This window comes from Listeria sp. PSOL-1, assembly GCF_902806445.1.
In the GTDB taxonomy this organism is placed as follows: Bacteria; Bacillota; Bacilli; order Lactobacillales; family Listeriaceae; genus Listeria.
On record NZ_LR760298.1, the window covers coordinates 734,905 to 760,574 of the forward strand.

The 25,670-nt window shown below is 36.5% G+C and carries 28 protein-coding genes; 25 read left to right on the forward strand and 3 right to left on the reverse strand.

The window, feature by feature from the left end; genetic code table 11:
• Nucleotides 1-16: 16 nt before the first annotated feature.
• The 4 genes from alaS (at nt 17) to G6Q10_RS03650 (ending at nt 3,734) form a co-directional block, all read left to right on the forward strand.
• Nucleotides 17-2,650 carry an alanine--tRNA ligase gene (gene alaS, locus G6Q10_RS03635; RefSeq protein ID WP_163655708.1) on the forward strand — a complete coding sequence of 878 codons (2,634 nt, stop codon included), beginning with the start codon at nt 17-19 and terminating at the stop codon, nt 2,648-2,650.
• Between the two features lie 89 nt (nt 2,651-2,739).
• Nucleotides 2,740-3,012, forward strand: a complete 273-nt coding sequence (locus G6Q10_RS03640) for an IreB family regulatory phosphoprotein (protein WP_163652971.1) — start codon at nt 2,740-2,742, stop codon at nt 3,010-3,012.
• Nucleotides 3,009-3,425, forward strand: coding sequence for a Holliday junction resolvase RuvX (ruvX, locus tag G6Q10_RS03645; protein WP_163652974.1), 417 nt, complete (start codon nt 3,009-3,011; stop codon nt 3,423-3,425). The genes G6Q10_RS03640 and ruvX overlap by 4 nt, the downstream gene beginning before the upstream one ends.
• 15 nt (nt 3,426-3,440) lie before the next feature.
• On the forward strand, nt 3,441-3,734 hold the full coding sequence (locus G6Q10_RS03650; protein ID WP_163652977.1) for a DUF1292 domain-containing protein: 294 nt from the start codon (nt 3,441-3,443) through the stop codon (nt 3,732-3,734).
• 47 nt (nt 3,735-3,781) lie between these two features.
• Here G6Q10_RS03650 and G6Q10_RS03655 read toward each other — a convergent pair whose 3' ends face one another.
• A complete protein-coding gene (locus tag G6Q10_RS03655; RefSeq protein WP_163652980.1) occupies nt 3,782-4,414 on the reverse strand; it encodes a DedA family protein in 633 nt (210 codons plus the stop codon).
• A 147-nt stretch (nt 4,415-4,561) separates the two neighbouring features.
• Here G6Q10_RS03655 and mltG point away from each other — a divergent pair, with 147 nt between their 5' ends.
• The 6 genes from mltG (at nt 4,562) to G6Q10_RS03685 (ending at nt 9,137) form a co-directional block, all read left to right on the forward strand.
• Nucleotides 4,562-5,632 (forward strand): endolytic transglycosylase MltG, encoded by a 1,071-nt coding sequence (mltG, locus tag G6Q10_RS03660; protein WP_163652983.1) that lies wholly within the window; start codon nt 4,562-4,564, stop codon nt 5,630-5,632.
• Nucleotides 5,633-5,649: 17 nt separating this feature from the next.
• Nucleotides 5,650-6,309, forward strand: coding sequence for an O-methyltransferase (locus G6Q10_RS03665; protein ID WP_163652986.1), 660 nt, complete (start codon nt 5,650-5,652; stop codon nt 6,307-6,309).
• Entirely contained in the window at nt 6,302-6,931 is a 630-nt protein-coding gene (udk, locus tag G6Q10_RS03670; protein ID WP_163652988.1) for a uridine kinase, read from the forward strand. Before G6Q10_RS03665 ends, udk begins: the two co-directional genes overlap by 8 nt.
• A gap of 266 nt (nt 6,932-7,197) precedes the next feature.
• Nucleotides 7,198-7,677: a transcription elongation factor GreA gene (greA, locus tag G6Q10_RS03675; RefSeq protein ID WP_163652998.1), complete on the forward strand. Its 480-nt coding sequence runs from the start codon at nt 7,198-7,200 to the stop codon at nt 7,675-7,677.
• 87 nt (nt 7,678-7,764) lie between these two features.
• Complete coding sequence (locus tag G6Q10_RS03680) at nt 7,765-8,376, forward strand: YrrS family protein (protein ID WP_163653001.1); 612 nt, start codon at nt 7,765-7,767, stop codon at nt 8,374-8,376.
• 56 nt (nt 8,377-8,432) lie between these two features.
• Nucleotides 8,433-9,137, forward strand: coding sequence for a 5'-methylthioadenosine/adenosylhomocysteine nucleosidase (locus G6Q10_RS03685; RefSeq protein ID WP_163653003.1), 705 nt, complete (start codon nt 8,433-8,435; stop codon nt 9,135-9,137).
• Nucleotides 9,138-9,142: 5 nt separating this feature from the next.
• Here the strand turns inward: G6Q10_RS03685 and G6Q10_RS03690 are convergent, their stop codons facing one another.
• Nucleotides 9,143-10,936, reverse strand: coding sequence for a M3 family oligoendopeptidase (locus G6Q10_RS03690; RefSeq protein ID WP_163653005.1), 1,794 nt, complete (start codon nt 10,934-10,936; stop codon nt 9,143-9,145).
• Between the two features lie 155 nt (nt 10,937-11,091).
• On the opposite strand from G6Q10_RS03690, the gene G6Q10_RS03695 reads away from it, so the two are divergent.
• From G6Q10_RS03695 to holA, 12 genes are all read left to right on the forward strand, one after another.
• Nucleotides 11,092-11,613 (forward strand): YqeG family HAD IIIA-type phosphatase, encoded by a 522-nt coding sequence (locus tag G6Q10_RS03695; RefSeq protein WP_163653007.1) that lies wholly within the window; start codon nt 11,092-11,094, stop codon nt 11,611-11,613.
• Nucleotides 11,610-12,710: a ribosome biogenesis GTPase YqeH gene (yqeH, locus tag G6Q10_RS03700; protein WP_163653009.1), complete on the forward strand. Its 1,101-nt coding sequence runs from the start codon at nt 11,610-11,612 to the stop codon at nt 12,708-12,710. Before G6Q10_RS03695 ends, yqeH begins: the two co-directional genes overlap by 4 nt.
• 17 nt (nt 12,711-12,727) lie before the next feature.
• Nucleotides 12,728-13,543, forward strand: a complete 816-nt coding sequence (gene aroE / locus G6Q10_RS03705) for a shikimate dehydrogenase (protein ID WP_197914076.1) — start codon at nt 12,728-12,730, stop codon at nt 13,541-13,543.
• A gap of 9 nt (nt 13,544-13,552) precedes the next feature.
• Entirely contained in the window at nt 13,553-13,843 is a 291-nt protein-coding gene (yhbY, locus tag G6Q10_RS03710; protein WP_163653011.1) for a ribosome assembly RNA-binding protein YhbY, read from the forward strand.
• Between the two features lie 14 nt (nt 13,844-13,857).
• On the forward strand, nt 13,858-14,433 hold the full coding sequence (locus G6Q10_RS03715) for a nicotinate-nucleotide adenylyltransferase (protein WP_163653013.1): 576 nt from the start codon (nt 13,858-13,860) through the stop codon (nt 14,431-14,433).
• Nucleotides 14,420-14,995 (forward strand): bis(5'-nucleosyl)-tetraphosphatase (symmetrical) YqeK, encoded by a 576-nt coding sequence (gene yqeK / locus G6Q10_RS03720; protein WP_163653015.1) that lies wholly within the window; start codon nt 14,420-14,422, stop codon nt 14,993-14,995. Before G6Q10_RS03715 ends, yqeK begins: the two co-directional genes overlap by 14 nt.
• A gap of 24 nt (nt 14,996-15,019) precedes the next feature.
• Nucleotides 15,020-15,355: a ribosome silencing factor gene (gene rsfS, locus G6Q10_RS03725; RefSeq protein ID WP_370519541.1), complete on the forward strand. Its 336-nt coding sequence runs from the start codon at nt 15,020-15,022 to the stop codon at nt 15,353-15,355.
• Nucleotides 15,356-15,413: 58 nt separating this feature from the next.
• Nucleotides 15,414-16,157, forward strand: a complete 744-nt coding sequence (locus G6Q10_RS03730) for a class I SAM-dependent DNA methyltransferase (RefSeq protein ID WP_163653020.1) — start codon at nt 15,414-15,416, stop codon at nt 16,155-16,157.
• 121 nt (nt 16,158-16,278) lie between these two features.
• Entirely contained in the window at nt 16,279-16,884 is a 606-nt protein-coding gene (locus G6Q10_RS03735; protein WP_163653023.1) for a helix-hairpin-helix domain-containing protein, read from the forward strand.
• Between the two features lie 62 nt (nt 16,885-16,946).
• The gene (locus G6Q10_RS03740; RefSeq protein WP_163653026.1) at nt 16,947-17,498 is read left to right on the forward strand and encodes a ComE operon protein 2; all 552 of its coding nucleotides are present in this window, start codon (nt 16,947-16,949) and stop codon (nt 17,496-17,498) included.
• 54 nt (nt 17,499-17,552) lie between these two features.
• The gene (locus G6Q10_RS03745) at nt 17,553-19,769 is read left to right on the forward strand and encodes a DNA internalization-related competence protein ComEC/Rec2 (protein WP_255464900.1); all 2,217 of its coding nucleotides are present in this window, start codon (nt 17,553-17,555) and stop codon (nt 19,767-19,769) included.
• A gap of 66 nt (nt 19,770-19,835) precedes the next feature.
• Nucleotides 19,836-20,873: a DNA polymerase III subunit delta gene (holA, locus tag G6Q10_RS03750; RefSeq protein WP_163653032.1), complete on the forward strand. Its 1,038-nt coding sequence runs from the start codon at nt 19,836-19,838 to the stop codon at nt 20,871-20,873.
• 33 nt (nt 20,874-20,906) lie between these two features.
• On the opposite strand, the gene rpsT is transcribed toward holA, so the two are convergent.
• Nucleotides 20,907-21,164: a 30S ribosomal protein S20 gene (rpsT, locus tag G6Q10_RS03755; RefSeq protein ID WP_163653034.1), complete on the reverse strand. Its 258-nt coding sequence runs from the start codon at nt 21,162-21,164 to the stop codon at nt 20,907-20,909.
• A gap of 276 nt (nt 21,165-21,440) precedes the next feature.
• On the opposite strand from rpsT, the gene lepA reads away from it, so the two are divergent.
• The 3 genes from lepA (at nt 21,441) to hrcA (ending at nt 25,640) form a co-directional block, all read left to right on the forward strand.
• Entirely contained in the window at nt 21,441-23,267 is a 1,827-nt protein-coding gene (gene lepA, locus G6Q10_RS03760; protein ID WP_163653037.1) for a translation elongation factor 4, read from the forward strand.
• Between the two features lie 60 nt (nt 23,268-23,327).
• Nucleotides 23,328-24,455, forward strand: coding sequence for a radical SAM family heme chaperone HemW (gene hemW / locus G6Q10_RS03765; RefSeq protein ID WP_163653040.1), 1,128 nt, complete (start codon nt 23,328-23,330; stop codon nt 24,453-24,455).
• Between the two features lie 147 nt (nt 24,456-24,602).
• Nucleotides 24,603-25,640: a heat-inducible transcriptional repressor HrcA gene (gene hrcA, locus G6Q10_RS03770; RefSeq protein ID WP_163653043.1), complete on the forward strand. Its 1,038-nt coding sequence runs from the start codon at nt 24,603-24,605 to the stop codon at nt 25,638-25,640.
• Nucleotides 25,641-25,670: the final 30 nt, after the last annotated feature.

A 25,670-nucleotide genomic window follows, 5' to 3' on the forward strand; every position in this document is an offset into this window, starting at 1 on the left:
AAAGGAGGAAAAAATGATGAAACAATTAACAAGTAGTGAAGTCAGACAAATGTTTTTGGACTTCTTCAAAGAAAAAGGGCATCGAATTGAACCAAGCGCGCCCCTTGTACCTGTGAATGATCCAACGTTACTTTGGATTAACAGTGGTGTTGCCACGATGAAAAAATATTTTGATGGAAGTGTAACCCCAGATAATCCAAGAATGGCTAACGCACAAAAATCAATTCGAACAAATGATATCGAGAATGTAGGGAAAACAGCAAGACATCATACTTTTTTTGAAATGCTTGGCAATTTTTCGATTGGTGATTATTTTAAAGAAGGTGCGATTGAATGGGCGTGGGAATTTTTAACAAGCGCTAAATGGATCGGCTTTGATCCAGAAAAGTTATATGTAACAGTCTATCCAGAAGATGAAGAAGCGAAGACAATTTGGCGAGAAAAAATAGGTTTAAGCGAGGATCATATTGTCGAGATTGAAGATAATTTCTGGGACATTGGAGCAGGTCCAAGTGGTCCAGATAGCGAGATTTTCTACGATCGTGGACCTGTTTTTGGTGATGATCCAACCGATCCTGAACTTTATCCAGGTGGTGAAAATGAGCGTTACTTAGAAATCTGGAACTTAGTATTCTCTCAATTTAATCATAACCCAGATGGTACTTACACACCGTTACCAAAACAAAATATTGATACCGGGATGGGGCTTGAACGAATGGTTTCAATCATTCAAAACGCTCCGACAAATTTTGAAACAGATTTATTTATGCCAATTATTCGCGAAACAGAGCAAATTTCTAATGAAAAATATGCAGTAACGCCGGAAAAAGATGTCGCTTTTAAAGTGATTAGTGACCATATTCGGACCGTTGCTTTTGCTATAGGTGATGGAGCTTTACCATCTAATGAAGGCCGTGGTTATGTCCTTCGTCGTTTACTTCGTCGTGCGGTACGTTATGCTAAAATTTTAAATATCAATGAGCCATTTATGTATAAATTAGTTCCTATAGTTGGACAAATTATGAATAGTTTTTATCCAGAAGTGGAAAAACAAGCAGCATTCATTCAAAAAGTGATCCGGAACGAAGAAGAGCGCTTCCATGAGACATTAAATGAAGGTTTGGCTATTTTAGAAGAGATCCTTGAAGAAGCAAAAACAAGCGGCAAAACCGCAATTAGTGGTACAGCAATCTTTAAACTGTATGATACGTATGGTTTTCCAGTTGAACTCACTGAAGAGTATGCGATTGATCATCATTTAAGTGTGGACCATGCTGGCTTTGAAGCTGAGATGGAAAAACAACGCGCACGTGCGAGATCTGCTCGAGCAGATACAAAATCAATGAATGTACAAGGCGATTTGCTTGGAAGCCTTACAGATGAAAGTGTCTTTGTTGGCTATGAAACACTTGAATGTACGTCGGAAATTCTTTATATGATCCAAGAAAATCATTTAGTTGAAGAAGCCAAGGCTTCAGAAGAAGTGCAAGTGATTTTTAAAGAGACGCCATTTTATGCTGAAAGTGGTGGGCAAGTTGCAGATCATGGGATCGTTCAAGCAGAAACGGGGTTTGCTTTTGTTTCAGATGTTCAAAAAGCGCCTAATAAACAAAATTTGCATCGCTTGACGGTTAAAGAAGGCTCCCTCAAATTAGGAGACACAGTAAAATTAACGGTTGACACTAAAAAACGGTTAGCCACCATTAAAAATCATACAGCGACCCATTTACTTCATCGTGCTTTAAAAGATACATTAGGTGAACATGTTAATCAGGCTGGATCACTTGTTGCACCTGATCGCTTACGCTTTGATTTCTCGCATTTCGGTCAAATTAGCGAAGAAGAACTCAATAAAATGGAACAAATAGTCAATGAAAAGATTTGGGAACAACTAAAAGTTTCTATTACTGAGATGCCAATTAATGAAGCAAAAGAACTTGGTGCCATGGCTTTATTTGGTGAAAAGTATGGCGATATTGTTCGCGTCGTTCAAATTGGTGATTATAGCATCGAGCTTTGTGGTGGTGTTCATGTGAAAAACACCGCTGAGATTGGTTTGTTCAAAATCCAAAGTGAAACAGGTATAGGTGCTGGGACTCGCCGAATCGAAGCACTTACAGGAGAAGCAGCTTATCAATTTATGAATGAACAAGAACAACTTTTAAAACAGGCTGCAAAACAATTAAAGACAACCAGTAAAGAAATCCCACAAAAAATTGAAACATTACAACAAGACATGAAAGAAGTGCGTCGTGAAAATGATTCCTTACAAGCAAAACTTAGCCATGCATCGAGTTCAGATATCTTTAGCAATCCAGTAGATGTCAATGGCGAAAAAGTGATCGCAAAACAAGTAAATGCCAAAGATATGGCAGCACTTCGTCAGTTTGCTGATAACTGGAAAGAAAAGCAAATTGGCGGTATATTAGTATTAGGTGCGCTTCAAGGCGAAAAAGTTAATTTGCTTGCAGCTGTTTCAAAAGAAGCGCAGGAAAAAGGTTATCATGCTGGGAAATTGATTAAAGAAGTTGCTATAAGATGTGGTGGAAACGGTGGCGGGAAACCAGATCTAGCACAAGCAGGTGGTAAAAACCCAGCTGAACTTGAACAAGCGCTTGCAGCTGTCAAAGAGATTTTAGCAGCACAATAAAAGGTCTTATTCCTTTGTCATTTAACTCTCCATAGTGTAAAATAGAAACAAAGCTGGATACTAGAAAGAAATGAGGTGTTACATTCATTATGGACTCAAAAGAACAAACCATGTTTTATAATTTTGGGGATGATTCCATTGAAAAAAATGTCAAAATTTTGATGGGAACAGTGTATAGCGCGCTCCAAGAGAAAGGTTATAATCCCGTTAATCAGATTGTTGGTTATCTACTTTCAGGCGATCCAGCGTACATTCCTAGACATAATGATGCTCGGAATTTAATTCGTCGTTTAGAACGAGACGAGATTCTTGAAGAACTTGTTCGTTCCTACTTAAAAAACAATGAAATCGGTGGAAAATGAGAATCATGGGTTTAGATGTTGGCTCAAAAACAGTTGGTGTGGCAATAAGTGATGAACTAGGTTGGACTGCACAAGGGATTGAAACGATTACAATTAATGAAGAAGCCAAGCAGTTTGGCTATAAACGTGTTCAAGAGCTTGTCCTGCTTTATCAAGTGGAGAAAGTCGTTGTCGGCTTACCCAAAAATATGAATAATACCATCGGACCACGGGCGGAAAGCTCACAAAAATATGCCGAAGTTCTTGCCAATCGTTTAGGGAAAGAAGTCGTTTTATGGGACGAACGTTTAACGACAGCTCAAGCTGAAAGAACGCTACTTGAAGCAGATGTTAGTCGCAAAAAAAGAAAGCAAGTCATTGACAAGCTAGCAGCAGTTATGATTTTGCAATCTTATTTAGATGCACATAATTAAGGAGAGGTGAATAATATGGCTGAAAAGCATGATCATGAAGAAGCAAACATCATTACGATTGTAAACGAAGAAGGAGTCGAGGAACAATTTGAGATTCTTTTTGACTTTGATTCTGATGAATTTGGTAAATCCTATGTCCTTTATTTCCCAGCAGGTGCTAGCGAAGACGAAGAAATTGAAATTATGGCTTCATCCTATATCCAAGATGAAGACGGAACGCAAGGCCGACTTGAACCTGTAGAAACCGATGAAGAATGGGACATGATTGAAGAAATTTTAGCTACTTTTTTGGCTGATGAAGAGGAATAATAATAAAAAAACTGTTAGCTAAAATATTAGTTAACAGTTTTTTATATTCAATGCTCATTTTCTCTATGCGCTTTTTTACTCCAAATTCGGTAAGCTAGCCAAACAATGGTTAACAAACATAGGACTAAGATAACATATGTAATCGGGCGTGTATATTTTTCAACAATTCCCCAATTTGAACCAAGTGTGTAACCAAACCAAGTTAAAAATAAATTCCACGGAATACAACCTAGAAGAGTATATAGCATGAATTTTGTAATATTCATGTTAGCCATACCTGCTGGAAGGGAGATAAACGTTCGAATGACAGGCAACACTCGCCCGAAAAAAACAGCAGATGCACCGTAACGGTTAAACCATAGCTCGGCTTTATCCAAGTGTTTTAGGTTTAAAAAAAGGTATTTGCCATACCGAATAACAAGTGTCCGTCCACCTTTTTTCCCAATATAATAAGCAATGAACGATCCTACTAAATTGCCAAGAATTCCAGCAATCACCACAAGCCAAAAGTTTAATTTACCAAGCTCGGCCATAAAACCGCCAAAGAGCATAACAACTTCACTTGGGAGAGGGATACAAACACTTTCAATCAACATCGCAAGGAAAATGCCAACATGGCCAAGCGTATTAATTAAGAACATCACAAAATCTTGCAAAGCTTGAATAAGCGAGTGCAGCATAAAAAGACTCCTTCTCTATTCATAAAAAACATATTTTTATTATAGCATATAAAAAATGCTTCTCAAGTTAAAATTTTAACAAAAACATAGCATTATCTAGTAAAAATAGGTATAATAAACAAAGAAAATGAAGAAACGAGGGTCCATATGCAAAAGTCAAAAGGCAAAATAATTACAATAGTTATTACTGCGATTGTAATTGTTCTTGTCATTGTTACTCTTTTAGGGTATTTTTATGTCAAAAATCAACTAGAAGCAAAGAATCCTGATGACCAGAAAAAGATCATTGTTGAAATACCAAGTGGCTCAAATGTGACTAAAATCAGCGAAATTTTAGAAAAGGAAAAAGTCATTACGCATGCTAAAATTTTTTCCTTTTATGTAAAATATAAAGGAAATACTAAGTTAAAAGCTGGTAAATATGCACTTAGCCCTTCGATGAGTACAGAGCAGATCGTAAACGTTTTACAAAAAGGAAAAACATTTCTAACAGATAAGCTTACTATCCCAGAGGGCTATTCACTAGATCAAATTGCTGATCGCATGGTTTATTTTATGCCGCAATTAAAAAAAGCAGATATCCTAAAAGAAATGGATAATCAAGCATTTATCAATGAGATGATCAAGAAATACCCTAAATTACTTACAAAAGAAGTATTGAATGATAAGATCAAACATCCACTTGAAGGCTACCTTTACCCAGCAACCTATACATTTAAAGAGAAAAAACCGAAGCCAAGCGAAATGATCGAAACGATGATTCAAACAACAGCTGAAAAAATTGTTCCTTATGAAGCTGAGCTAAAAAAACAGCACAAAACGATTCATCAGCTTTTAACCATGTCATCAATCATCGAAACCGAAGCAACAAAAAATGCTGATCGTAAGAAAATTGCCAGCGTTTTTTATAATAGGATTGCGAAAAAAATGCCATTACAAACAGATCCAACTGTTTTATACGCTCTTGGAAAACATAAAAGTCGAGTTGTGTATAAGGATTTAAAGATAGATTCGCCTTATAACACGTACACGAATAAAGGCCTACCCCCTGGCCCAATTGCAAATAGTAGTATAGCATCAATCGAGGCAACACTTTATCCGAAAAAAACAGATTACCTTTACTTTTTGGCAAATGAAAAGACAGGTAAAGTCTATTTTTCAAAAACACTAGAAGAACATAACAAGCTAAAAGAAGAACATATTACTAAGGATCATTAAAAAGAGGGATTTTATTCATGAATGAAAGTATCCACCAATATTTGCTTTCACAAGTACCTGAGAGCGAACCATTTTTTTTGAAATTAGAACAATATGCTAAAGAACATGGCGTACCGATTATGGAGCCAGACTCCATTTTTGCGATGCTTCAAATCATGCAAATTAGTAAGCCAAAACGAATTTTAGAAATTGGGACAGCGATTGGCTACTCTGCGCTAAGAATGTTTGCAGCGCTTCAAGATGTAGAAATTACGACAATGGAGCGTGATGAAGAGCGCTATGAGCAAGCTCGGAAAAATATTGCTTTATTTGGTGCTGAAAAAAACGTTAAAGCTTGCCTTGGGGATGCACTCGTTGATACGAGTATTTTGCAAGAAAATGGGCCTTATGATGCTATTTTCATCGATGCCGCTAAAGCACAATATGAGAAATTTTTCTATTTATATTCCCCGCTTTTATCTCAAAATGGTGTGATCTATAGCGATAATGTCTTATTTAAGGGCCTCGCTTTAGAATTAGATCAAGAAGCACAAAAAAAAGCGCGTGTTGCCCGTAAAATGCGTGAATTCAATGAATTTCTAAACAAACAGTCCGAGTTTACAACGTTTATTATTCCACTTGGTGATGGACTAGGAATCACCCAAAGAAAACGAAAACGAGGTGGAAAAAGTGAGTAGAAAACCTGTTGTTGTTGGTGTTACTGGAGGTTCAGGATCCGGAAAAACCAGCGTATGCAAGAAAATATTTGAATCTTTTAAGGGTCATTCCATTTTAATGCTTGAACAAGATTATTATTATAAAGACCAATCGCATTTATCTTTCAAAGAGCGCTTAGAAACGAATTATGATCATCCACTAGCGTTCGATACAGATCTACTCATCGATCATCTAAAAAAATTGCTGCACTATCAGCCTATCGAAAAACCAGTATATGATTACGCTACGCACACTCGTTCTGATAAGTTAATTTTTCAAGAACCGAAAGATGTGATCATTTTAGAAGGCATTTTAATTTTAGAGGATCCGCGTTTGCGCGACTTAATGGACATTAAAGTCTACGTCGATACAGATGATGACATCCGCATCATCCGTCGTTTAATGCGTGATATTAAAGAGCGTGGACGTTCACTTGACTCGGTTATTGAACAATATTTAACTGTCGTTAAGCCAATGCACAATGAATTTATTGAGCCAACTAAAAAATACGCGAATATTATCATCCCAGAAGGCGGGCAAAATCATGTAGCGATTGATTTAATGACAACCAAAATTGCCGCCGTCTTACAAGAAAATCTATAAAAGAACTCATTAGACTTGTCAAATGGTTCTTTTTACGTTAAAATTTTCCTAGTAAATGAAAAAATTTGAAGTAGATATTTAACAAAGCGTCTGGGACATAAATCAATGAATGCTAGTGCAACAAATCGAGCAAAAGCGTTTGTATTTCTTGGTTTTGGCAGAAGTCAGAAGCCTTAAAATCCAAGAATGCGAACGCTTGTCGTCGATTTATTTGCTTTATGTCAAAGGCACATATTGTAAATGTTGAGATAAAGGAGAGAAAGAATTTGGCGACAGAAAAAAGTTACCCAATGACATTAGATGGTAAATTGAAACTTGAAGAAGAATTAAATAAATTAATTACGGTTACCCGTAAAGAAGTGGTTGAACGAATTAAAGTTGCCCGGAGTTTCGGTGATTTATCCGAGAATTCCGAGTATGATGCAGCGAAAGATGAGCAAGCATTTGTTGAAGGGCGCATTACAACCATTGAAATGATGCTTCGAAATGCTCAAATTATTGATAGCGGTGATGCTAGCAATGATCTTGTCTCTCTAGGTAAAACAGTGACATTCACTGAAGTTCCAGGCGACGAAGAAGAAGCTTATACAATCGTTGGTAGTGCAGAAGCAGATCCTTTTGAAGGACGTATTTCAAATGATTCTCCAATTGCAAAAGCACTACTCGGTCATGGTATCGGTGAAACAGTTTCAATTCAAACGCCAGATGGCGAAATGAAAGTAAAAATTATTAAAATTGAGGCATAATGCCATGATGAAATAAGAGCAGATGTAAAATGAAGCTTAGAATGGCTTGTTTTAACTGCTCTTTTTACAACTAAGGTGGTGAAATAGTTGGAACGAAACCAAAGGCCAAAACCAAATAAACGGACAAAACAAAATCAAGTAGAGGGTTCACGTCTAAAACAAAATACACAACGCAAGAAAACCAATATTGTGTTAAATATTTTAATCATTATCGTAACCTTGCTCATTATCGGCTCGCTTTATGTTGTTTTTTATACAACCGATAAAGGAACTCAGCCAAAAGAAGTCAAAACGGCATCTTCTACCCATAAAAAAGAAGATGCCAAAAAACCAAAGTCTGAAGATGAAAAAAAAGATGAAAAACAAACAAGTGATGATCCTAATGTTAAACAAGTGATTACAAAAGATTGGAAAGTAACACGAACAGAGCAAAGAGGAAATCATGTTAATTCGTATGACGCAACAAGCGTAGATTGGAAAGAAAAAATCAAAACTTTTTCTAGTGCAACGGGAATCAAGGAAAATAATATGACAGTTTGGTTTGTAGGGCGTGGTAAGGATCCTGCTACAGAAAGTGTAGGAACCATTAGCGAAAAACAAACACCTGATAAAGCTTATCGTGTGTATATTGCTTGGCGCGATGGCGAGGGTTGGCAGACAACAAAAATGGAAGAACTTAAATCAAATGATAAAAGATAACAAACGCAGGGAGAATTCGTGTCTTTACCTGTGTTTTTAGTATGAGGAGAAAAAGAATGAAAAGAATTGGTATTATTGGTGCAATGAAAGAAGAAATCACTTTTTTAAAAGCAGAAATGGAAGAAGTAGTGGAGAGTCAGATCGCAAATGTAAAATTTTACGACGGGAAGCTGTGTGGCAAAAGCGTTGTACTATTAGAATCTGGAATTGGGAAAGTAAATGCTGCCATTAGTACGACCCTTTTAATGGATCATTTTAGTCCAGAAGTTATTATTAATACAGGATCAGCAGGGGGCGTTTCTAAAGAATTAAATATTGGAGATGTCATTATTTCTGATAAAGTTGTTCACGGAGATGTAGATGCCACTGCTTTTGGTTATGAGTATGGTCAAGTGCCGCAGATGCCAGCTTCTTATTTAGGAGATAGTGGATTTGCCCAGAAAGCAAAACGTATGTATGAGAAATATTTTGCCCAAACAGCCAATGTGGCAAGTTATGGTTTAGTTGTTACAACGGATTCGTTCATTGCAACAGAAGAAGAGCGCGAAAGAATTAAATCCCACTTTAAAGAAGTCAAAGCAGTCGAAATGGAAGCTGCTGCAATCAGCCAAGTAGCATATCAATTTGGCGTGCCATTTGTTATTATTCGTGCGATTTCAGATGTTGCTGATAAAGAGGCAGCGGTCTCGTTTGATGCCTTTTTAAAAACCGCTGCCAAAGCTTCTTCTGTTTGTATTATGCAACTACTTGCAAATTGGTAGTAGGATCACATATCTTCAGTTAAACGCAAGAACTCTCGCACATCTTCTTCCGTTACCGCTAGTGTATCTTCCCAGAAAGAAGCTGTCGTTAGATCTACACCAAGGTGTTTTTGGGCAAGCTCTTCTGTTGTCATTTTCCCTGTATCTTTTAATAAAGCAATATAATCGTCTTCATAGCTTGAACCTGTTTTGCGTGCATGCTGATAAATGCCAAGTGAGAATAAATAGCCAAATGTATAAGGAAAATTATAAAAAGGCACGTCAGCAATATAAAAGTGAAGTTTAGAAGCCCAAAACTCAGGATGATATTCAGCGAGTGAGTCCATATAAGCTTCACGCTGAGCTTCTTCCATTAAGCGATTTAAACTGTTGGCAGTTAAAACGCCTTTTTTTCGTGCTTCATAAAAACGTGTTTCAAATAAAAAGCGCGCATGAATATTCATGAAAAAGGCGATACTTCGTCCGATTTTATCTTCTAATAATGTTATTTTTTCTGCCTTTGTTTTTGCTTCTTTGACTGCGGCATCGGCAATGATCATTTCGGCAAAAGTAGATGCTGTTTCTGCAACATTCATAGCGTAATGTGTATTTTCATAAGGTTCATCTCGGAGCACATAAGAATGAAAAGCATGCCCAAGTTCATGTGCAAGCGTGGCTACTGTTCCAGGGGCCCCGTCATAGGTCATAAAAATACGACTTTCTTTATTGATTGGAAAATCTGTACAAAAACCACCTGGACGCTTATTATCACGATTTTCTGCTTCAATCCAGCGATTTTTAAAAGCATGCTCAGCAAATTCTGCCATTTTAGGACTAAATGCGTTAAAATGGCGAAGAATAAATTCAGCACCTTCTTGGTAGCTATATTTTTTTGGTTCACCTTCAAGTAGTAAAGGTGCTTCAACATCGTAAAAACTCAATTTTTCTAAACCAAGTAATTTGGCCTTCCGTTCTAAGAAAGAAACAAAAATCGGTTTTTGCTCACGAATAACATGCCACATTGCTTTAAGTGTTTCAGGCTGCATTCGATTTAATGTAAGCGGTTCGTTGAGCACTTCTTTCGTGTCGCGAATCGCATATTTAGCAAGGCGGAATCCTGCTAAATGGTTAAGAGTGTCTGCAAAAATACGACGATTATTTTGCCAAGCTTCTGTATAAGCTTTAAATGTAGCCTTTCTAACAGCATGATCAGGATCATTTAATAAATTGAGCGCTTGACCCGGGGATATTTCTTTTTTTTCGTCTAGTTTAATACGCATATTGTTAACGATGGTGTCATAATGATCTGACCAGCCTTGATAGCCGTCAACAGACAAAGCATTGATGACCTCTTCTTGTGTTTTACTACCTTTTAATTTACGATTTTCACGTGCTTCATTTAAAACAAAATGGATAGAATCCAATCCGTTGATTTGAAGGAGCTCTTCCCAAACAAGGTCTTCAATTTGGACAAATTTTTGGTGCCATTCGTCTTCAGCCGTTTGTAAAAGCGCATCATACGCGTAAATCAACGCACTAATTTCTACCGCTTTTTCATCAGTTACATCCGCAGAAGCAAGACACTCTAAATAGGAACTCGCATTCATTAAGTTTTTGGAAATATCAGCTTGTTGATTGATAAGAAGCAAAAATTCAGCACTGTCTTCCTTGCTTTCAGGAATGTTCCAGTTTTTGATATCTGAAATAAAGTGATCTAATGTTTCTTTTGCTTTTTCTAATGTTTCTTTTAATTCTGTAGAAGAGCTTCCACCTTGATAAATGGAATCAAGTTCAAAAACATCTTGATACTGGTCTGACATATCTATTCCTCCTCGCAAACTACTCAGGTAAAATATACCCTATTATAGCATTAAACAAAAATTTTTTTGTAAAAAAGGGCAAAAGATGTTAAAATTTTGTAGAATATCTACTTAAGATAGATAAGAACGTATACTTTGAATTGAGGTGCAACTGATTGTTAAAGCAATTTTCACCAGATAAGATGCTGCTAACTCCTTTTGGGATTACAGCAGAACATTTACGCGACTTAGGAAAAAAAGCCGTGCTCACAGATCTTGATAATACACTCCTTGCATGGGATGAGCTTGATGCAACCGATGAAATTATTAACTGGTTTACGCTGTTAGAGGAAGAGGGAATTAAAGTGATGCTCCTTTCCAATAATTCAGTTGAGCGAGTAGAACGCATTGCACGTCGGGCAGATATTCCATTTATTGCTAGAGCAAAAAAACCACTTGCTAAAAATTTTCAAAAAGCATTAGCAGAATTAGACGTAAAACCTGAAGAAACGGTTATGATTGGTGATCAGATTATGACTGACATTTTAGGTGGAAATAGACAAAAATTGATGACCATTTTTGTTCGTCCAGTAAAGGAAACCGACGGACTAGCGACGAAATTTAATCGCCTGATGGAACGATTTATTTTAAAACAGTTAAGTAAACAACAAAAATTAGAGTGGGAGGAGTCGCTTTGACAGAAGAATTAAGATGCATTGGATGCGGAGCAATTATTCAAACAGAAGATGAAACAAAACCAGGTTATGTACCAGCTTCTTCTTTAAAAAAGGGCAATATGATTTGCAAACGTTGCTTTCGTTTAAAACATTATAACGAAATTCAAGATGTATCACTTACCGATGACGATTTCTTGCGGATTTTAAATCAGATAAGTGAAAAAGAAGCTTTAATCGTTTATGTTGTGGATATTTTTGACTTCGATGGAAGCTTCCTCCCTGGAATGCCTCGCTTTGCTGGAAACAATCCAATTCTTCTAGTAGGGAATAAAGAAGATTTACTTCCTAAATCGCTAAAAAGAGACAAGCTCGTTCGCTGGATGCGCACGCGAGCAAAAGATTTAGGCGTTCAGGCAAAAGATGTCCATTTAATTAGTGCCAAAAAAGATTATGGGGTTGAACTGTTACTTCATAAAATTGAAGAGCTTAGACATGGGAAAGATGTTTATGTAGTTGGTTGTACAAACGTTGGTAAATCAACATTAATCAATAAAATTATTCAGCTTGTTTCAGGTGAAAATAATGTCATTACAACTTCTCAATTTCCGGGAACAACACTTGATAAAATTGAAATCCCTTTAGAAGATGATCATGTATTAGTTGATACACCAGGAATTATTAATCACCATCAAATGGCTCATTTTATCAAACCAAAAACGCTTAAACTGATTACACCTAAAAAAGAAATTAAACCAATTACTTTCCAGCTTAATGAAGAGCAAACGCTATTTTTTGGTGCATTGGCACGTCTTGATTTTGTTCAAGGTAAAAGACAGCCATTCATCATTTATATGGCGGGAGAACTTAAGCCACATCGTACGAAACTAGAAAATGCCGACCAGTTATACGAAAGACAAAAAGGTGAAGTTTTAGCTCCACCAACAACCGATGAATTAGATTTATTACCAGAACTAGTCCCCCATCAGTTTAAAATAAATAAACGCTCTGACATTGTTTTTTCTGGTTTAGGTTGGGTTACACTTCCAGCAGGAGAGGCAAAAATAATCGCGTGGGTGCCAAAAGGTGTTAATGTAACGATTCGCGATGCGTTTATTTAAAAAGGAGCGAATTCATCTTGAAAAAATATGCCGTCATTGGAAATCCGATTCATCATTCGCTATCACCAATCATCCATAACCGCCTGATTCAAGAGCTTAGTTTAGATGCGCATTATGATGCGATACAAATAGATCCAGAACGATTTGATGCCGAAATAACGCGACTTAAACAATCGGATATATCAGGTTTTAATGTCACTGTCCCTTTTAAAGAACGGATTATTCCTTATTTAGATGAAATTCATGGTTTAGCCAAAAGCTGCTATGCAGTCAATACGGTCGTTCGTGAAAATAATCGTTGGCATGGCTATAACACAGATGGTGACGGTTATTTTGAAGCATTGATGGACATTTATAAAATTCATCCAAACGACAAAATATTAATTATTGGTGCTGGTGGTGCAAGTAAAGGAATTTATTTAACGTTGAAAAAAAGAAGTTTGGCACGCATTGACGTTACCAATCGTACGATCCAGCGTGCAAAAGAGATGCTCATTTCAAGAGAAGATTCAGCGCTTTCGATTGCTGAAGCAGAAGCTCGCTTAAGTGAGTATTCGATCATCATTCAAACGACATCCATTGGCCTTATAGAAACAAAGGATCAGTTGCCACTTTCACTTAAAAACTTATCCGCAGATACCCTTGTTTCAGATATTATTTATAATCCATTTGAAACCAGATTTCTTAAAGTGGCTCGTGAAAAAGGAGCGAAGACACAAAATGGTTTATCGATGTTTATTGGTCAAGGAGCACTCGCGTTTAAATATTGGACAGGAATTACCCCAGATCGTAAATTAATGAAAGAAGCTGTACTTGAAGCACTTTCAAAATAGGAGGACATCATGTTAACAGGAAAACAAATACGTTATTTAAGAAAACAGGCACATGCGCTAACGCCAATTTTTCAAGTTGGAAAAGGTGGCGTGAATCCCAATATGGTACAGCAAATTACTGAAGCTCTTGAAGCGCGCGAGTTAATTAAAATATCCATTTTACAAAACGCTGAAGAAGATCGTCAAAAAATCGCTGAAACCTTAAGCGCGAGAACGCGTTCAGAGCTTGTTCAAGTGATCGGTCGTACAATCATTCTCTACAAAGAATCAAGAAGTAAAAAAGAAATTATTTTGCCATAAAAGGAGTTCTTTTGATGAAAAAGAAAATTGGCATCCTTGGTGGAACATTTAATCCACCGCATATCATGCACTTAATTATCGCTAATGAAGTGCGCAACAAGCTCGGTCTTCAAAAGATCATTTTTTTGCCTAATAATCAGCCACCACATAAAGAAACCACCGTTCTCGCATCCAACGAGGAGCGTCTTGCTATGCTTCAGCTTGCGATCAAAGGGAACCCTTATTTTGAGATTGATCCACGAGAGCTTCATCGCAAGGGAAAATCCTATACATTTGACACGATGAAAGAAATGGTGGCAGAAGAGCCAGAGACCTTATTTTATTTTATTATTGGTGGAGATATGGTAGAATATTTGCCAAAATGGTATCATGTAAATGAGCTTGTTCAGCTTGTTCAATTTGTTGGTGTGAATCGCCCTAATTATTTGAAGCAATCAGCGTTTGATGTTCTTTGGGTAGATGTGCCAGAAACAGCGATTTGCTCAACACTTATTCGCAGGAAAATAGCAGCTAACAAACCAATTGACTATTATACACCCGCTGAGGTTGTCCAATATATAAAGGAGCATAAATGCTATGAAACGAACTGAAATGCTTGAAAAAGTGAAACAAGCTATGCCCGAAAAGCGTTATTTACATTCACTTGGCGTTGAAACAACAGCCATTCATTTAGCTGAGCATTACAATATTCCGACTGAAAAAGCAAGTATTGCTGGGATCTTACATGATTATGCTAAATATTATTCCAATGAGCATGCAAAAGAAGTCATCATTAACCAAAAGCTAGATCCTCGGCTACTTGATTTCCATCCATCGATTTGGCATGGGCCAGTCGGCAGTTATCTTATTCAGCAAGCGTTTGCGGTGACCGATCCAGAAATTATTGAAGCGATCCGTGTGCACACAACTGGTAAAGCAGCTATGAGTACGCTTGATAAAATTATTTATCTAGCAGATTATACGGAACCAGGACGTGATTTTCCTGGTGTAGATAAAGCAAGAGAGCTAGTTGAAAAATCATTAGATGATGCTATGCTGTATGCTCTTGAGCAGACAATGATTTTCTTAGCAGGAAGAAATAGTTTGATCTTCCCTGATACATTAGATGCTTATAATGATTTTGTACGTAAGAAAATAAAGGAGTTGTCTTAAAATTTGACTAATCATGAACTTTTAATGATTGTTGCTAAAGCAGCAGACGATAAACGCGCAGAGGATATTTTGGCATTAGATATGCAAGGGATTTCGAGCTTTGCTGATTATTTCGTTATCTGTCACGGAAATTCTGATAAGCAGGTGCAAGCCATTGCCCGTGAAATTAAAGAAAAAGCAATAGAAAATCAAATCGAAGTGAAGCGCTTAGAAGGCTTTGATGCAGCGAAATGGATCTTAATTGATTTAGGGGAAATCGTTGTGCATGTCTTTAACCGAGATGAACGTTCTTATTATAATCTTGAAAAATTATGGGGCGATGCGCCTCTTGAAAATGTGACAGCAGCATTCACATCTTAAAAGAAAAAGCCAATGAGTCTTCGCGCTTTTTGGCTTTTTTATTGGGAGGAAAAGTATTTTGAGTTACGAATTTTTTCCGCAAGTTTATGATCAATTGATGGATGAGGAATTATATGATGAGTGGCTTTCTTTCACCCTCTCACTAATTAAGCAAGAAGGCGGAAAGGTATTAGACCTTGCTTGTGGGACAGGGGAATTTTTGCTGCGGATGAAACTAGCTGGTTTTGATGCGTCTGGTGTAGATTTATCTAGTGAAATGCTAAATGTAGCAGCAAAGAAATTTGCTCAAATTGAGATGGAGGTGCCACTATACGAGCAAAATATGACTACGCTTAATTTGCCTTATCAGGTAGATCTTGTCACCTGCTTTTGTGATTCGCTTAATTATTTGGAGACGGAAAAAGACTTAGACGAAACGCTAGCAGCTGTATATAAAACACTTTCTTTTCAAGGAATTTTTCTTTTTGATGTTCATTCTATTTATAAAATGGATGTTGGCTTTAAAGATTATTCTTATGGGGATAGTGATGAATTTGTTGCGACGATTTGGAATTCATTTAAAGGAGAATTCCCACATTCAGTCAATCATGAGCTCACTTTTTTTGTAGAGATGGAGGACGGGAACTATTTTCGCCGTGACGAGCTTCATAAGGAGCGTACATATCCAGTAGGCGTTTATATAGAAAAGCTATCTCAAGCAGGATTTGATAAGGTCGAAGTATTTGCTGATTTTAAAAAAAGAAAGCCGGATGAAACAAGCGAACGCATCTTTTTTGTTGCGTATAAACATTTTTCTAGATGAAAAGTGTTTTTTTGTAGAAATAAATTGATTTTTACTAGGAAGAAAAGCAATCATTGCTTGTAAAAAAATAAAAGGGTTTTTTATAGAAATAGCGAATAAGTAATTAACAGGAGGAAAAAAGATGTGGCAAGATAAATTAAAACAGCGCCCTGTACAAATTGCTATCGCCATCCTATTCATTCTTTCAATCATTGCTTGCTTAACCTACTTTTCGCAAAATAAAACCCCTGAAATAAAGCAGCAAACAAAGAAGCAAGAAGAACCACCGAATAAAGTAAAGGAAAATAATGAAGTAGAAGCAACCACAACCGTTACAATTGATATAAAAGGAGCAGTAAAAAGCCCTGGCGTTTACACCCTGAAAAAAGATGCCAGAGTAAAAGATGCTGTTGCAAAAGCTGGGGGCTTGTTAAACGATGCCGACCCAAAAAGCATTAACTTAGCAGCTAAGTTGAAAGATGAAATGGTTGTCACCGTTTATTCAAAAGGTGAAAAAGACTCCATACAAACAAGCGAAGAAAGTAATGACAAGCAAAAAATCAATTTAAACGAAGCCAAAGAAGCAGAATTGACAACCGTTCCAGGAATTGGTCCAGCCAAAGCGCGTGCCATTATCGACTATCGGGAAAAAGAAGGACTATTTAAAGAAGTAGCAGATTTAAAAAATATATCCGGCATCGGTGCCAAAACAATCGATAAACTAGCCGAATATTTAACGGTGGAATAGTTAGTTGACGATTCTGTAAAAAAAGCACTATACTAAAGAAAAAAGACAAGGGAGTTTTGTCAGTGCAACGTATCGAATGGGATCAATTTTTCATGGCACAAAGTCATTTAATTTCAACAAGGAGCACTTGTACGCGCTTAATGGTCGGGGCTACGATTGTTCGCGATAAACGAATTATTGCTGGCGGTTATAATGGATCAGTTGCTGGTTGTGATCATTGTTCAGAAGAAGGATGCCTGATTGTCGACGGTCATTGTATTCGCACGATTCATGCCGAAATGAATGCCATTTTGCAATGTTCGAAGTTTGGAGTTTCAACAGATCAAGCGGAGCTTTATGTCACACATTTTCCTTGTGTTGCTTGCTGTAAATCCATTATTCAAGCTGGGATAAAGTCTGTTTACTATGCGGAAGATTATAAGAATCATCCTTATGCAATAGAATTATTTGACCAAGCTAACGTCAATATAAAAAAAGTACCGTTCGATGAAAGCATACTAAACATGAATAACGGAAAACTTTTAACCGCTATAAAAGAAGCTTTACAAGAATCTAATCTTGACGAAAATATCGCAAATCAATTATTCATTCACATTCAAGACAAATTATCATAAAGGGAGGGAAGGAAAATCGAGCGTACGATTTTTCTTATCGCGGTCCAAACGCTTGTGATTGCGATTTTATTTTACTATTCTATCGCACTCCTAATCATTTTCAGTGTCTTATTTATGATTTTAACGATCTGGAAAAGAAAGAAATCGGGGCTCTCTTTTTTCCTACTTATTATTTTTACGGTGAGTTATCTTTTTGGCTATCAATATTTTTCTCAAAACAAGGCAAGTGAGCAAAAAGAGACCGAAAGCGGTGTATTTACGATGATTGATCAATATAAAGTGGACGGTGATCAATTTCAAGCCACGATTTTATCAGCTAAAAATGAACGCTTTAAACTAAGCTATCAAATAAAATCAGCGAAGGAAAAAGCAGTTTTAAATCGGTTATTTTATGGTGTACATTTAGAAATTACTGGAAGTCTCATACAACCTGAAGCCAATCGAAATTTTGCCCAATTTAATTATAAAGAATATTTAGCAAAGCAAGGGATCAACTTTCAACTAAAAGCAAATACAATTAAATCACTACAATCAAGTCATTTGACAATTTCCACTGCATTAAAAAATATCCGCTTAACAATGATTCGCTACTTAAAAACACACTTTTCTGAAAAAACAGCAATTTATTTAGAAGCCCTATTACTTGGTGAAAAGGAGTCGTTTGACCAAGATCGCTATCAGGACTATCAGCAACTTGGAATCGTGCACTTACTTGCTATTTCTGGGCTCCATGTTCATCTTTTTATTGCGGGAATTTATTATGTGATGTTAAGAATTAGTATCTCACGAGAATCGGCACAAAATTTATTGCTATTTTTTTTACCCTGTTATGCGATTTTAGCTGGCTTGAATGCACCAGTTATTAGGGCAGTTTTAACAGCGATGTTACTCATAATATTTACGAAATACAATCGACCAATTACAGGTCTTACAGCTTTTTCGATCGCTTTTTTAATTCATTTTATTTTCACACCAATGATTATTTTTAACGTTGGCTTTATGTTATCTTATGCTGTTTGTCTAGCCCTTTTACTATCAGGACCGTATATTATGAAACGCTACCATCATCGTATTTTGCAAGGCTTTATGATCTCCTTTATCTCCACAATTTCAGCAGCACCAATCATGATGTATCATTTTTATGAGTTTTCAGTAATTGGCTTAGTATTAAATCTTATTTATGTCCCACTTTTTTCGATATTGATTGTACCCTTTGCCTTTGTCTTGCTTTTCATAAGCCCTTTCCCATTCTCTTCATTTTTAGACTCCATTTTTTCATCGCTCCTTTTATTTGTTGAGCAATTGACAGCATTATTCATGAAAATACCAATACAAACAGTGGTTACAGGCCGTCCTAGTTGGCTTTATTTAACCTTCTTTATCTTGCTAACGTTCCTCATTTTTTATAATCTAGAAAAGCAAAAAAACGTTTGGATGCCTTGTCTGCTTTATCTTCTGCTTTTGTACTTTGTTTCCTTCCCATTTACTGGAAAAATTTCGTTTATTGATGTTGGACAAGGAGATAGTATTTTAATCCAATTACCTTTTCAAAAAGGAACCTATCTCATTGATACGGGTGGTCAAATGACTTTTGAAAAAGAAGCTTGGCAAGTCAGAAAAAAACCGTTTACTATTGGTAAAAATATTTTAGTCCCCACTTTGAAGGCTAAGGGAATTAGCAGTCTTGATGCAGTGATTATCACACACAGTCACGCAGACCATATGGCTGCACTTCCTGATCTGATCAAAAACATGAAAGTAAACCAAGTCATTCTTGGTTCGGGGGGCTTTTCACAAAAATTAATGCAACAAGTATTAAAAGAATATGATAAGGAAAAGATAACGGAGGTAAAAGCTGGTATATCTTGGTATTCTGGAAGCTCAAGCTTCAATATTATTTATCCAAAAAAAGAAGGGCAGGGTGGAAATAATGATTCGATTGTTATTAAAGCCAATATTAATCAAAAAAACTGGCTTTTTGTAGGGGATCTAGAAGAGGAAGGCGAAAAGGCGTTATTAAAAGAAAATTTACAAGCTGATATTTTAAAAGTAGGCCATCATGGTAGTAAAACGTCTACATCAGAAGAATTTCTTGAACAAGTGAAACCAGAAGTAGCAATTATTTCATGTGGCAAAGATAATCGTTTTAAACACCCTCATGAAGAAACCCTCAAAAAATTAAATAAGTATCAAGTAAATATTTACCGAACAGATCAAAATGGTGAAATCACTTATTCATTCCAAAAAGGCTTTCAAACGGCCTTAAATTAAAACTTGAAATTGTTGTTTTATTCGATTACGATAAGTAATAGAAATGAAAGAAAAGAGGCAGATCACATGCTTGCTGAATGGAAAAAAATCGAAGCAGGAGAATTAAGCTCCGTGTATTTAATTGTTGGAACAGAGGATTATATTATCAATGAAACCAAAAATAAAATACTTGCTGCAAGTTTAAATGAAGAGGAAATGGAGTTTAATTACGTTCATTTTGATTTAGAAGATACTTCAATAGATGAAGTGCTAGAGGAGGCAGAAACACTACCTTTTTTTGGTGATAAACGCATTGTCATTGCAAGCAACCCATTTTTCCTAACGACAGAAAAAACGAAAAGTAAAATCGAGCATCATACAAAAAAACTTGAAGCGTATTTACAAGACCCTGCCGATTATTCTATTTTAATTTTTGTAGCACGTGTTGATAAACTAGATGAAAGAAAAAAATTAACAAAATTAATCAAGCAACAAGCCACGATAATTGAAGCTAAACGTCCAAATGAAGCTGGTTTTATTAAATGGATTCAAAACACCATAACAGTAACCCAATTTAAAATGGATCAGCCAAGCATCATCCGTTTAATGGAATTAACTGGAGGGAACTTAACCACAGCTATGAATGAGTTGCAAAAACAGATGCTTTATAAATTTGCCACAAAAGAGATTTTAATAGCTGATGTTGAACTGCTTGTTGTTCGCTCCCTAGAAGAAAATATTTTTCTATTAATCGATAAAATAATTGCAGTAGATATCGCTTCTGCTCTTAGAATTTATTATGATTTATTAAAACAAAAAGAAGAGCCCATTAAGATTATGGCGCTCATCGCTAGCCAGTTTCGTTTGCTCACACAACTTAAAATTCTCGAAAAGCAAGGTTATAGCGCTCAGCAAGCAGCTAGTAAACTTAAGGTTCATCCTTTTCGTGTGAAAATGGCTACAAAACAAGCAAGAGCGTTTGCAGAAGAAGAGTTGGAAAGCTTATTATTACGTTTATCTGAAATTGATTTGGAAATGAAAAGTGGTTATGGTAATAAGGAACAGAAGTTTGAGTGGTTTCTATTTGAACTTAGCGATAAAAAGAAAAAACATCACACAATTTAATTGTGTGATGTTGATACCGCTTATAAGCAAGTATTATTTACCAGCAACTTTCGCCGCTAGACGAGATTTATCGCGAGCAGCCTTGTTTTTATGAATTAGGCCTTTACTTGCAGCACTATCAATTGTTTTAGAAGCTGCTACGAAAAGTTCTTGTGTGTTTTCAGCGTGATTTGCTGCTGCTACTTCAACTTTTTTGATTGCAGTACGCATAGCAGAACGTTGAGCAACATTGCGGTTATTGCGAGTTTCGTTTGTTTTTACACGTTTTATTGCAGATTTAATATTTGGCATTCCATTCACCTCCGTCCAAACAAATGAGGCAGTATTTCTCCGTGATAAGAATGAAGTTATCACAGCACTTAATCGATAAGTGCACATACCCTCTAATTAAACATGAACAAGTGTTATTATACCGAAAACCCATTTAGAATGCAATAATACTTTATGATTTTATTTAAAAAAATAATTTTCAAGAACAACCGAAGCATTGTATAAAGGTGCGTTCACATGATATAATTATCTTAGTTTGCCATCCATAAAGATGAGCCCGAATCAGGAGCTGTGATAATGAACAAAGAAGAAATGTTACAAAGACAAGGAAAAATAAGAAACTTTTCGATCATCGCTCATATCGATCATGGAAAATCAACACTTGCCGATCGTATTCTTGAAAAGACACATGCGTTAAGTCATCGAGAAATGAAAGATCAATTGCTTGATTCCATGGATTTAGAAAGAGAACGTGGTATTACAATTAAATTAAATGCTGTCCAACTTTCCTATACTGCCAAAAATGGTGAGACCTATATTTTTCATTTGATTGATACGCCAGGGCATGTCGATTTTACTTATGAAGTATCAAGAAGTTTGGCTGCTTGTGAAGGCGCAGTCCTAGTCGTTGACGCTGCACAGGGAATTGAAGCACAAACGCTTGCTAATGTATATTTAGCGCTTGATAACGATTTAGAAATCTTGCCCGTTATTAATAAAATCGATTTGCCAGCTGCTGATCCTGAGCGCGTAAGGCAAGAAGTAGAGGATGTTATTGGACTTGATGCAAGTGATGCAGTACTTGCATCTGCCAAAAATGGCATTGGAATTGAAGATATTTTAGAACAAGTGGTAGCAAAAGTGCCTGCGCCAATTGGAGACTTAAATGCACCGCTTAAAGCCCTTATTTTTGATTCTGTTTATGATGCTTATAGAGGAGTTATTGCTAACATTCGGATTATTGATGGAGTTGTTAAGCCAGGTGATAAAATTCGAATGATGTCAAATGGAAAAGAATTTGAAGTAACAGAGGTTGGCGTCTTCAAACCAAAAGCGACTCCACAAGACTATCTTATGGTCGGTGATGTTGGTTATCTGACGGCCTCTATAAAAAACGTGAGTGACACACGTGTGGGGGACACAATCACATTAGCTAGTCGCCCTGCTGACAAGCCCTTACCAGGTTATCGGAAATTAAATCCTATGGTTTACTGCGGTTTTTATCCAATCGATTCAGCTAAATATAATGATCTCCGGGATGCTTTAGAAAAGCTTGAACTGAACGATTCGGCCTTGCAGTTTGAAGCTGAAACTTCGCAAGCACTAGGTTTTGGTTTTCGTTGTGGCTTTTTAGGATTGCTACACATGGAGATTATTCAAGAGCGGATTGAGCGCGAATTTAATATCGATTTAATTACGACGGCTCCAAGTGTTATTTATCATGTTAATTTGACTGACGGAACGCAAATCGTTGTCGACAACCCTGCTGAGATGCCGGAACCGGGTGTTATTGATTCGGTTGAGGAACCTTACGTCAAAGCAACCGTGATGGTTCCAAATGAGTACGTGGGTGCCGTGATGGAGCTTGCTCAAGGAAAACGCGGGAATTTTATCACGATGGAGTATTTGGACGACATCCGGGTAAGTATTGTTTATGAAATTCCGCTTTCAGAAATCGTTTACGACTTTTTTGACCAACTAAAATCAAGTACAAAAGGCTATGCTTCCTTTGATTATGAATTAATTGGTTATAAACCATCTAAGCTTGTAAAAATGGATATTCTCCTTAACGGGGAAAAGGTGGATGCTTTAAGTTTTATCGTGCATCGAGATTTTGCTTATGAGCGCGGGAAATTAATTGTTGATAAATTACGTGAATTAATCCCACGTCAGCAATTTGAAGTGCCCATTCAAGCAGCAATAGGAACAAAAATTGTTTCACGTTCTACAATTAAAGCTTTACGCAAAAACGTTCTTGCTAAATGTTATGGCGGTGACGTATCACGTAAACGTAAGCTACTTGAAAAACAAAAAGAAGGTAAGAAACGAATGAAACAAATTGGTTCTGTAGAAGTTCCTCAAGAAGCCTTTATGGCCATTTTGAAAATGGATGAATCGAAATAAAATAAAAAGTTGCCGGTGAAAAATAACCAGCAACTTTTTTAGAAAGAAGGAATACTCCGCGTGACAGCAGTTTATATTCACATCCCTTTTTGTGAGCATATTTGTTATTATTGTGATTTTAATAAAGTTTTTCTTGAAGGACAGCCTGTGGATGAGTATGTGGATCTCCTTATTACTGAAATGGAGCTGGCAACAAAAAATCGTGTGCTTTCTCCTGTACAAACTGTTTTTGTAGGTGGAGGAACACCCACTACATTAAACGAGAGGCAGATTGTTAAATTATGCAGTGCAATAAGAAGAATTTTCCCATTGACAGTGGACGTTGAATTTTCTTTTGAAGCCAATCCTGGCGATTTATCTATTGAAAAATTAACAACAATGAAAGCACAAGGCGTAAACCGCTTAAGCATAGGAGTGCAGAGTTTTAATAATGATTTATTAAAACAAATAGGCCGTGTCCATAAAGTAAAAGATGTTTATCAGTCAATTGAACACGCGAAAAAAGTGGGATTTGATAATATAAGTATTGATTTAATTTTTGGTTTACCAAAACAAACCGAAGTGGATTTTCAAAATACGTTACAAAAAGCATTAGCGCTTGATTTACCCCATTATTCTGCTTATTCATTAATTGTTGAACCAAAAACCATTTTTTATAATTTAATGCAAAAAGGTACACTTATTTTGCCAAGCCAAGAAGCTGAGGCTAGCATGTATGATTATCTTATGGAAACAATGGAGCGGCATGGTAAAAAACAATACGAGATTAGTAATTTTGCCAAGCCTGGTTATGAGAGTAGGCATAACTTAGTTTACTGGAGTAATGAACATTATTTCGGCTTTGGTGCGGGAGCACATGGCTATTTAGAAGATATGCGTTACAGTAACCATGGTCCATTGCGCCGTTACATGGAGCCGCTTAAAACATTGCAATTACCGACATTTGAAACGAAACAATTATCACTAAAAGAAGAGATGGAAGAAGAAGTATTTCTTGGTTTGCGCAAGGTTTCTGGTGTGAATAAAATTCATTTTCTTCATAAATTTGGAAAGCCAATGGATCAGGTATTTCAAGAAGCGATTGAGAAGACATCTGGACAAGGCTTGCTTATAAACGATCATGAGCATATTGCTTTAACAAGAAAAGGACGTTTTTTAGGAAATAATGTCTTTCGCGAATTTCTCTAAAATCGCTATATTGACTAATTTTGACCAAACATATCAAACTTTAGGCTGAAAATAAGTGTTTTCAGTTGACGAAGTGTGATATGTTTGGTAAATTTATAATTGTATTTAGCACTCGGATACTTCAAGTGCTAAAAAGAGGTGATAGATATGTTAACTGAAAGACAGCTTCAGATTTTCAAAGCCATTATCGATCATTTCACTTGGACAGTTGAGCCAGTTGGTTCAAAAAATCTATTGAAGGAAAGTTCGCTACCGTACAGTTCTGCCACGATTCGTAATGAGATGAGCGTGCTTGAGACGTATGGGTTTATTGAAAAAATGCACTCGTCATCTGGACGAGTTCCTTCTGAGAAAGGATACCGTTTCTATGTGGATTACTTGCTTCATCCAGAAGCACTAACTAAGCAGGACAAAGAAACGATTCAATCATTTTTTTCAACGAATTATTTTGAGATAGAACAATTGATCCAAAATTCGGCTTCGATGCTTTCAGAACTTACTAGTTACACTTCGATTTTGCTCGGTCCAGAATCGCGCTCGAATAAGTTGAGTGGTTTTCGTTTTGTTCCAATTAGTGAAACGCAAGCTATGCTTGTTTTAATCACTAATCAAGGGCATGTTGATAATCACTTAGTGTCACTTGCGAAGGGAACAACACTTGCTGATGTAGAGCGTATGGTGAATATTTTGAATGATCGATTAGTTGGCTTGTCACTGGATGACCTTAGTAAGCAAATTCCACTTGAAGTTGAGGCACTGTTAAATCAGCATATTGATAATTTTGAACTGCTTGGCCAAGTTCTTCAAAGTGCTTTTCGCCACGCTAGCCAAGAAAAAATTTATTTTGGCGGGAAAACGAACATCTTAAATCAACCTGAATTTCATGATGTGAATAAGATTCGTAGTCTTTTTAGGTTGATGGAAGAAGAAGAAAGCTTACATGAGCTATTTCGAGCGATGCCTGATGGACTTCAAGTGAAAATTGGTCAAGAACTAAATAATACGTTACTGAATGACTTGAGCATTGTGTCAGCCACTTATCAAATTGCGGAAAATCGTGTTGGCGGCATCATTTTACTTGGCCCAACAAGGATGGAATACAGCCGAATGTTAGGACTTGTAGATGTCTTTAGCCGAGATCTTACTTCAATTTTGACTAGATTGTATCAGGATAAACAAAATTAGAAAGGACTGAAAAAATAACTATTTTTTCAG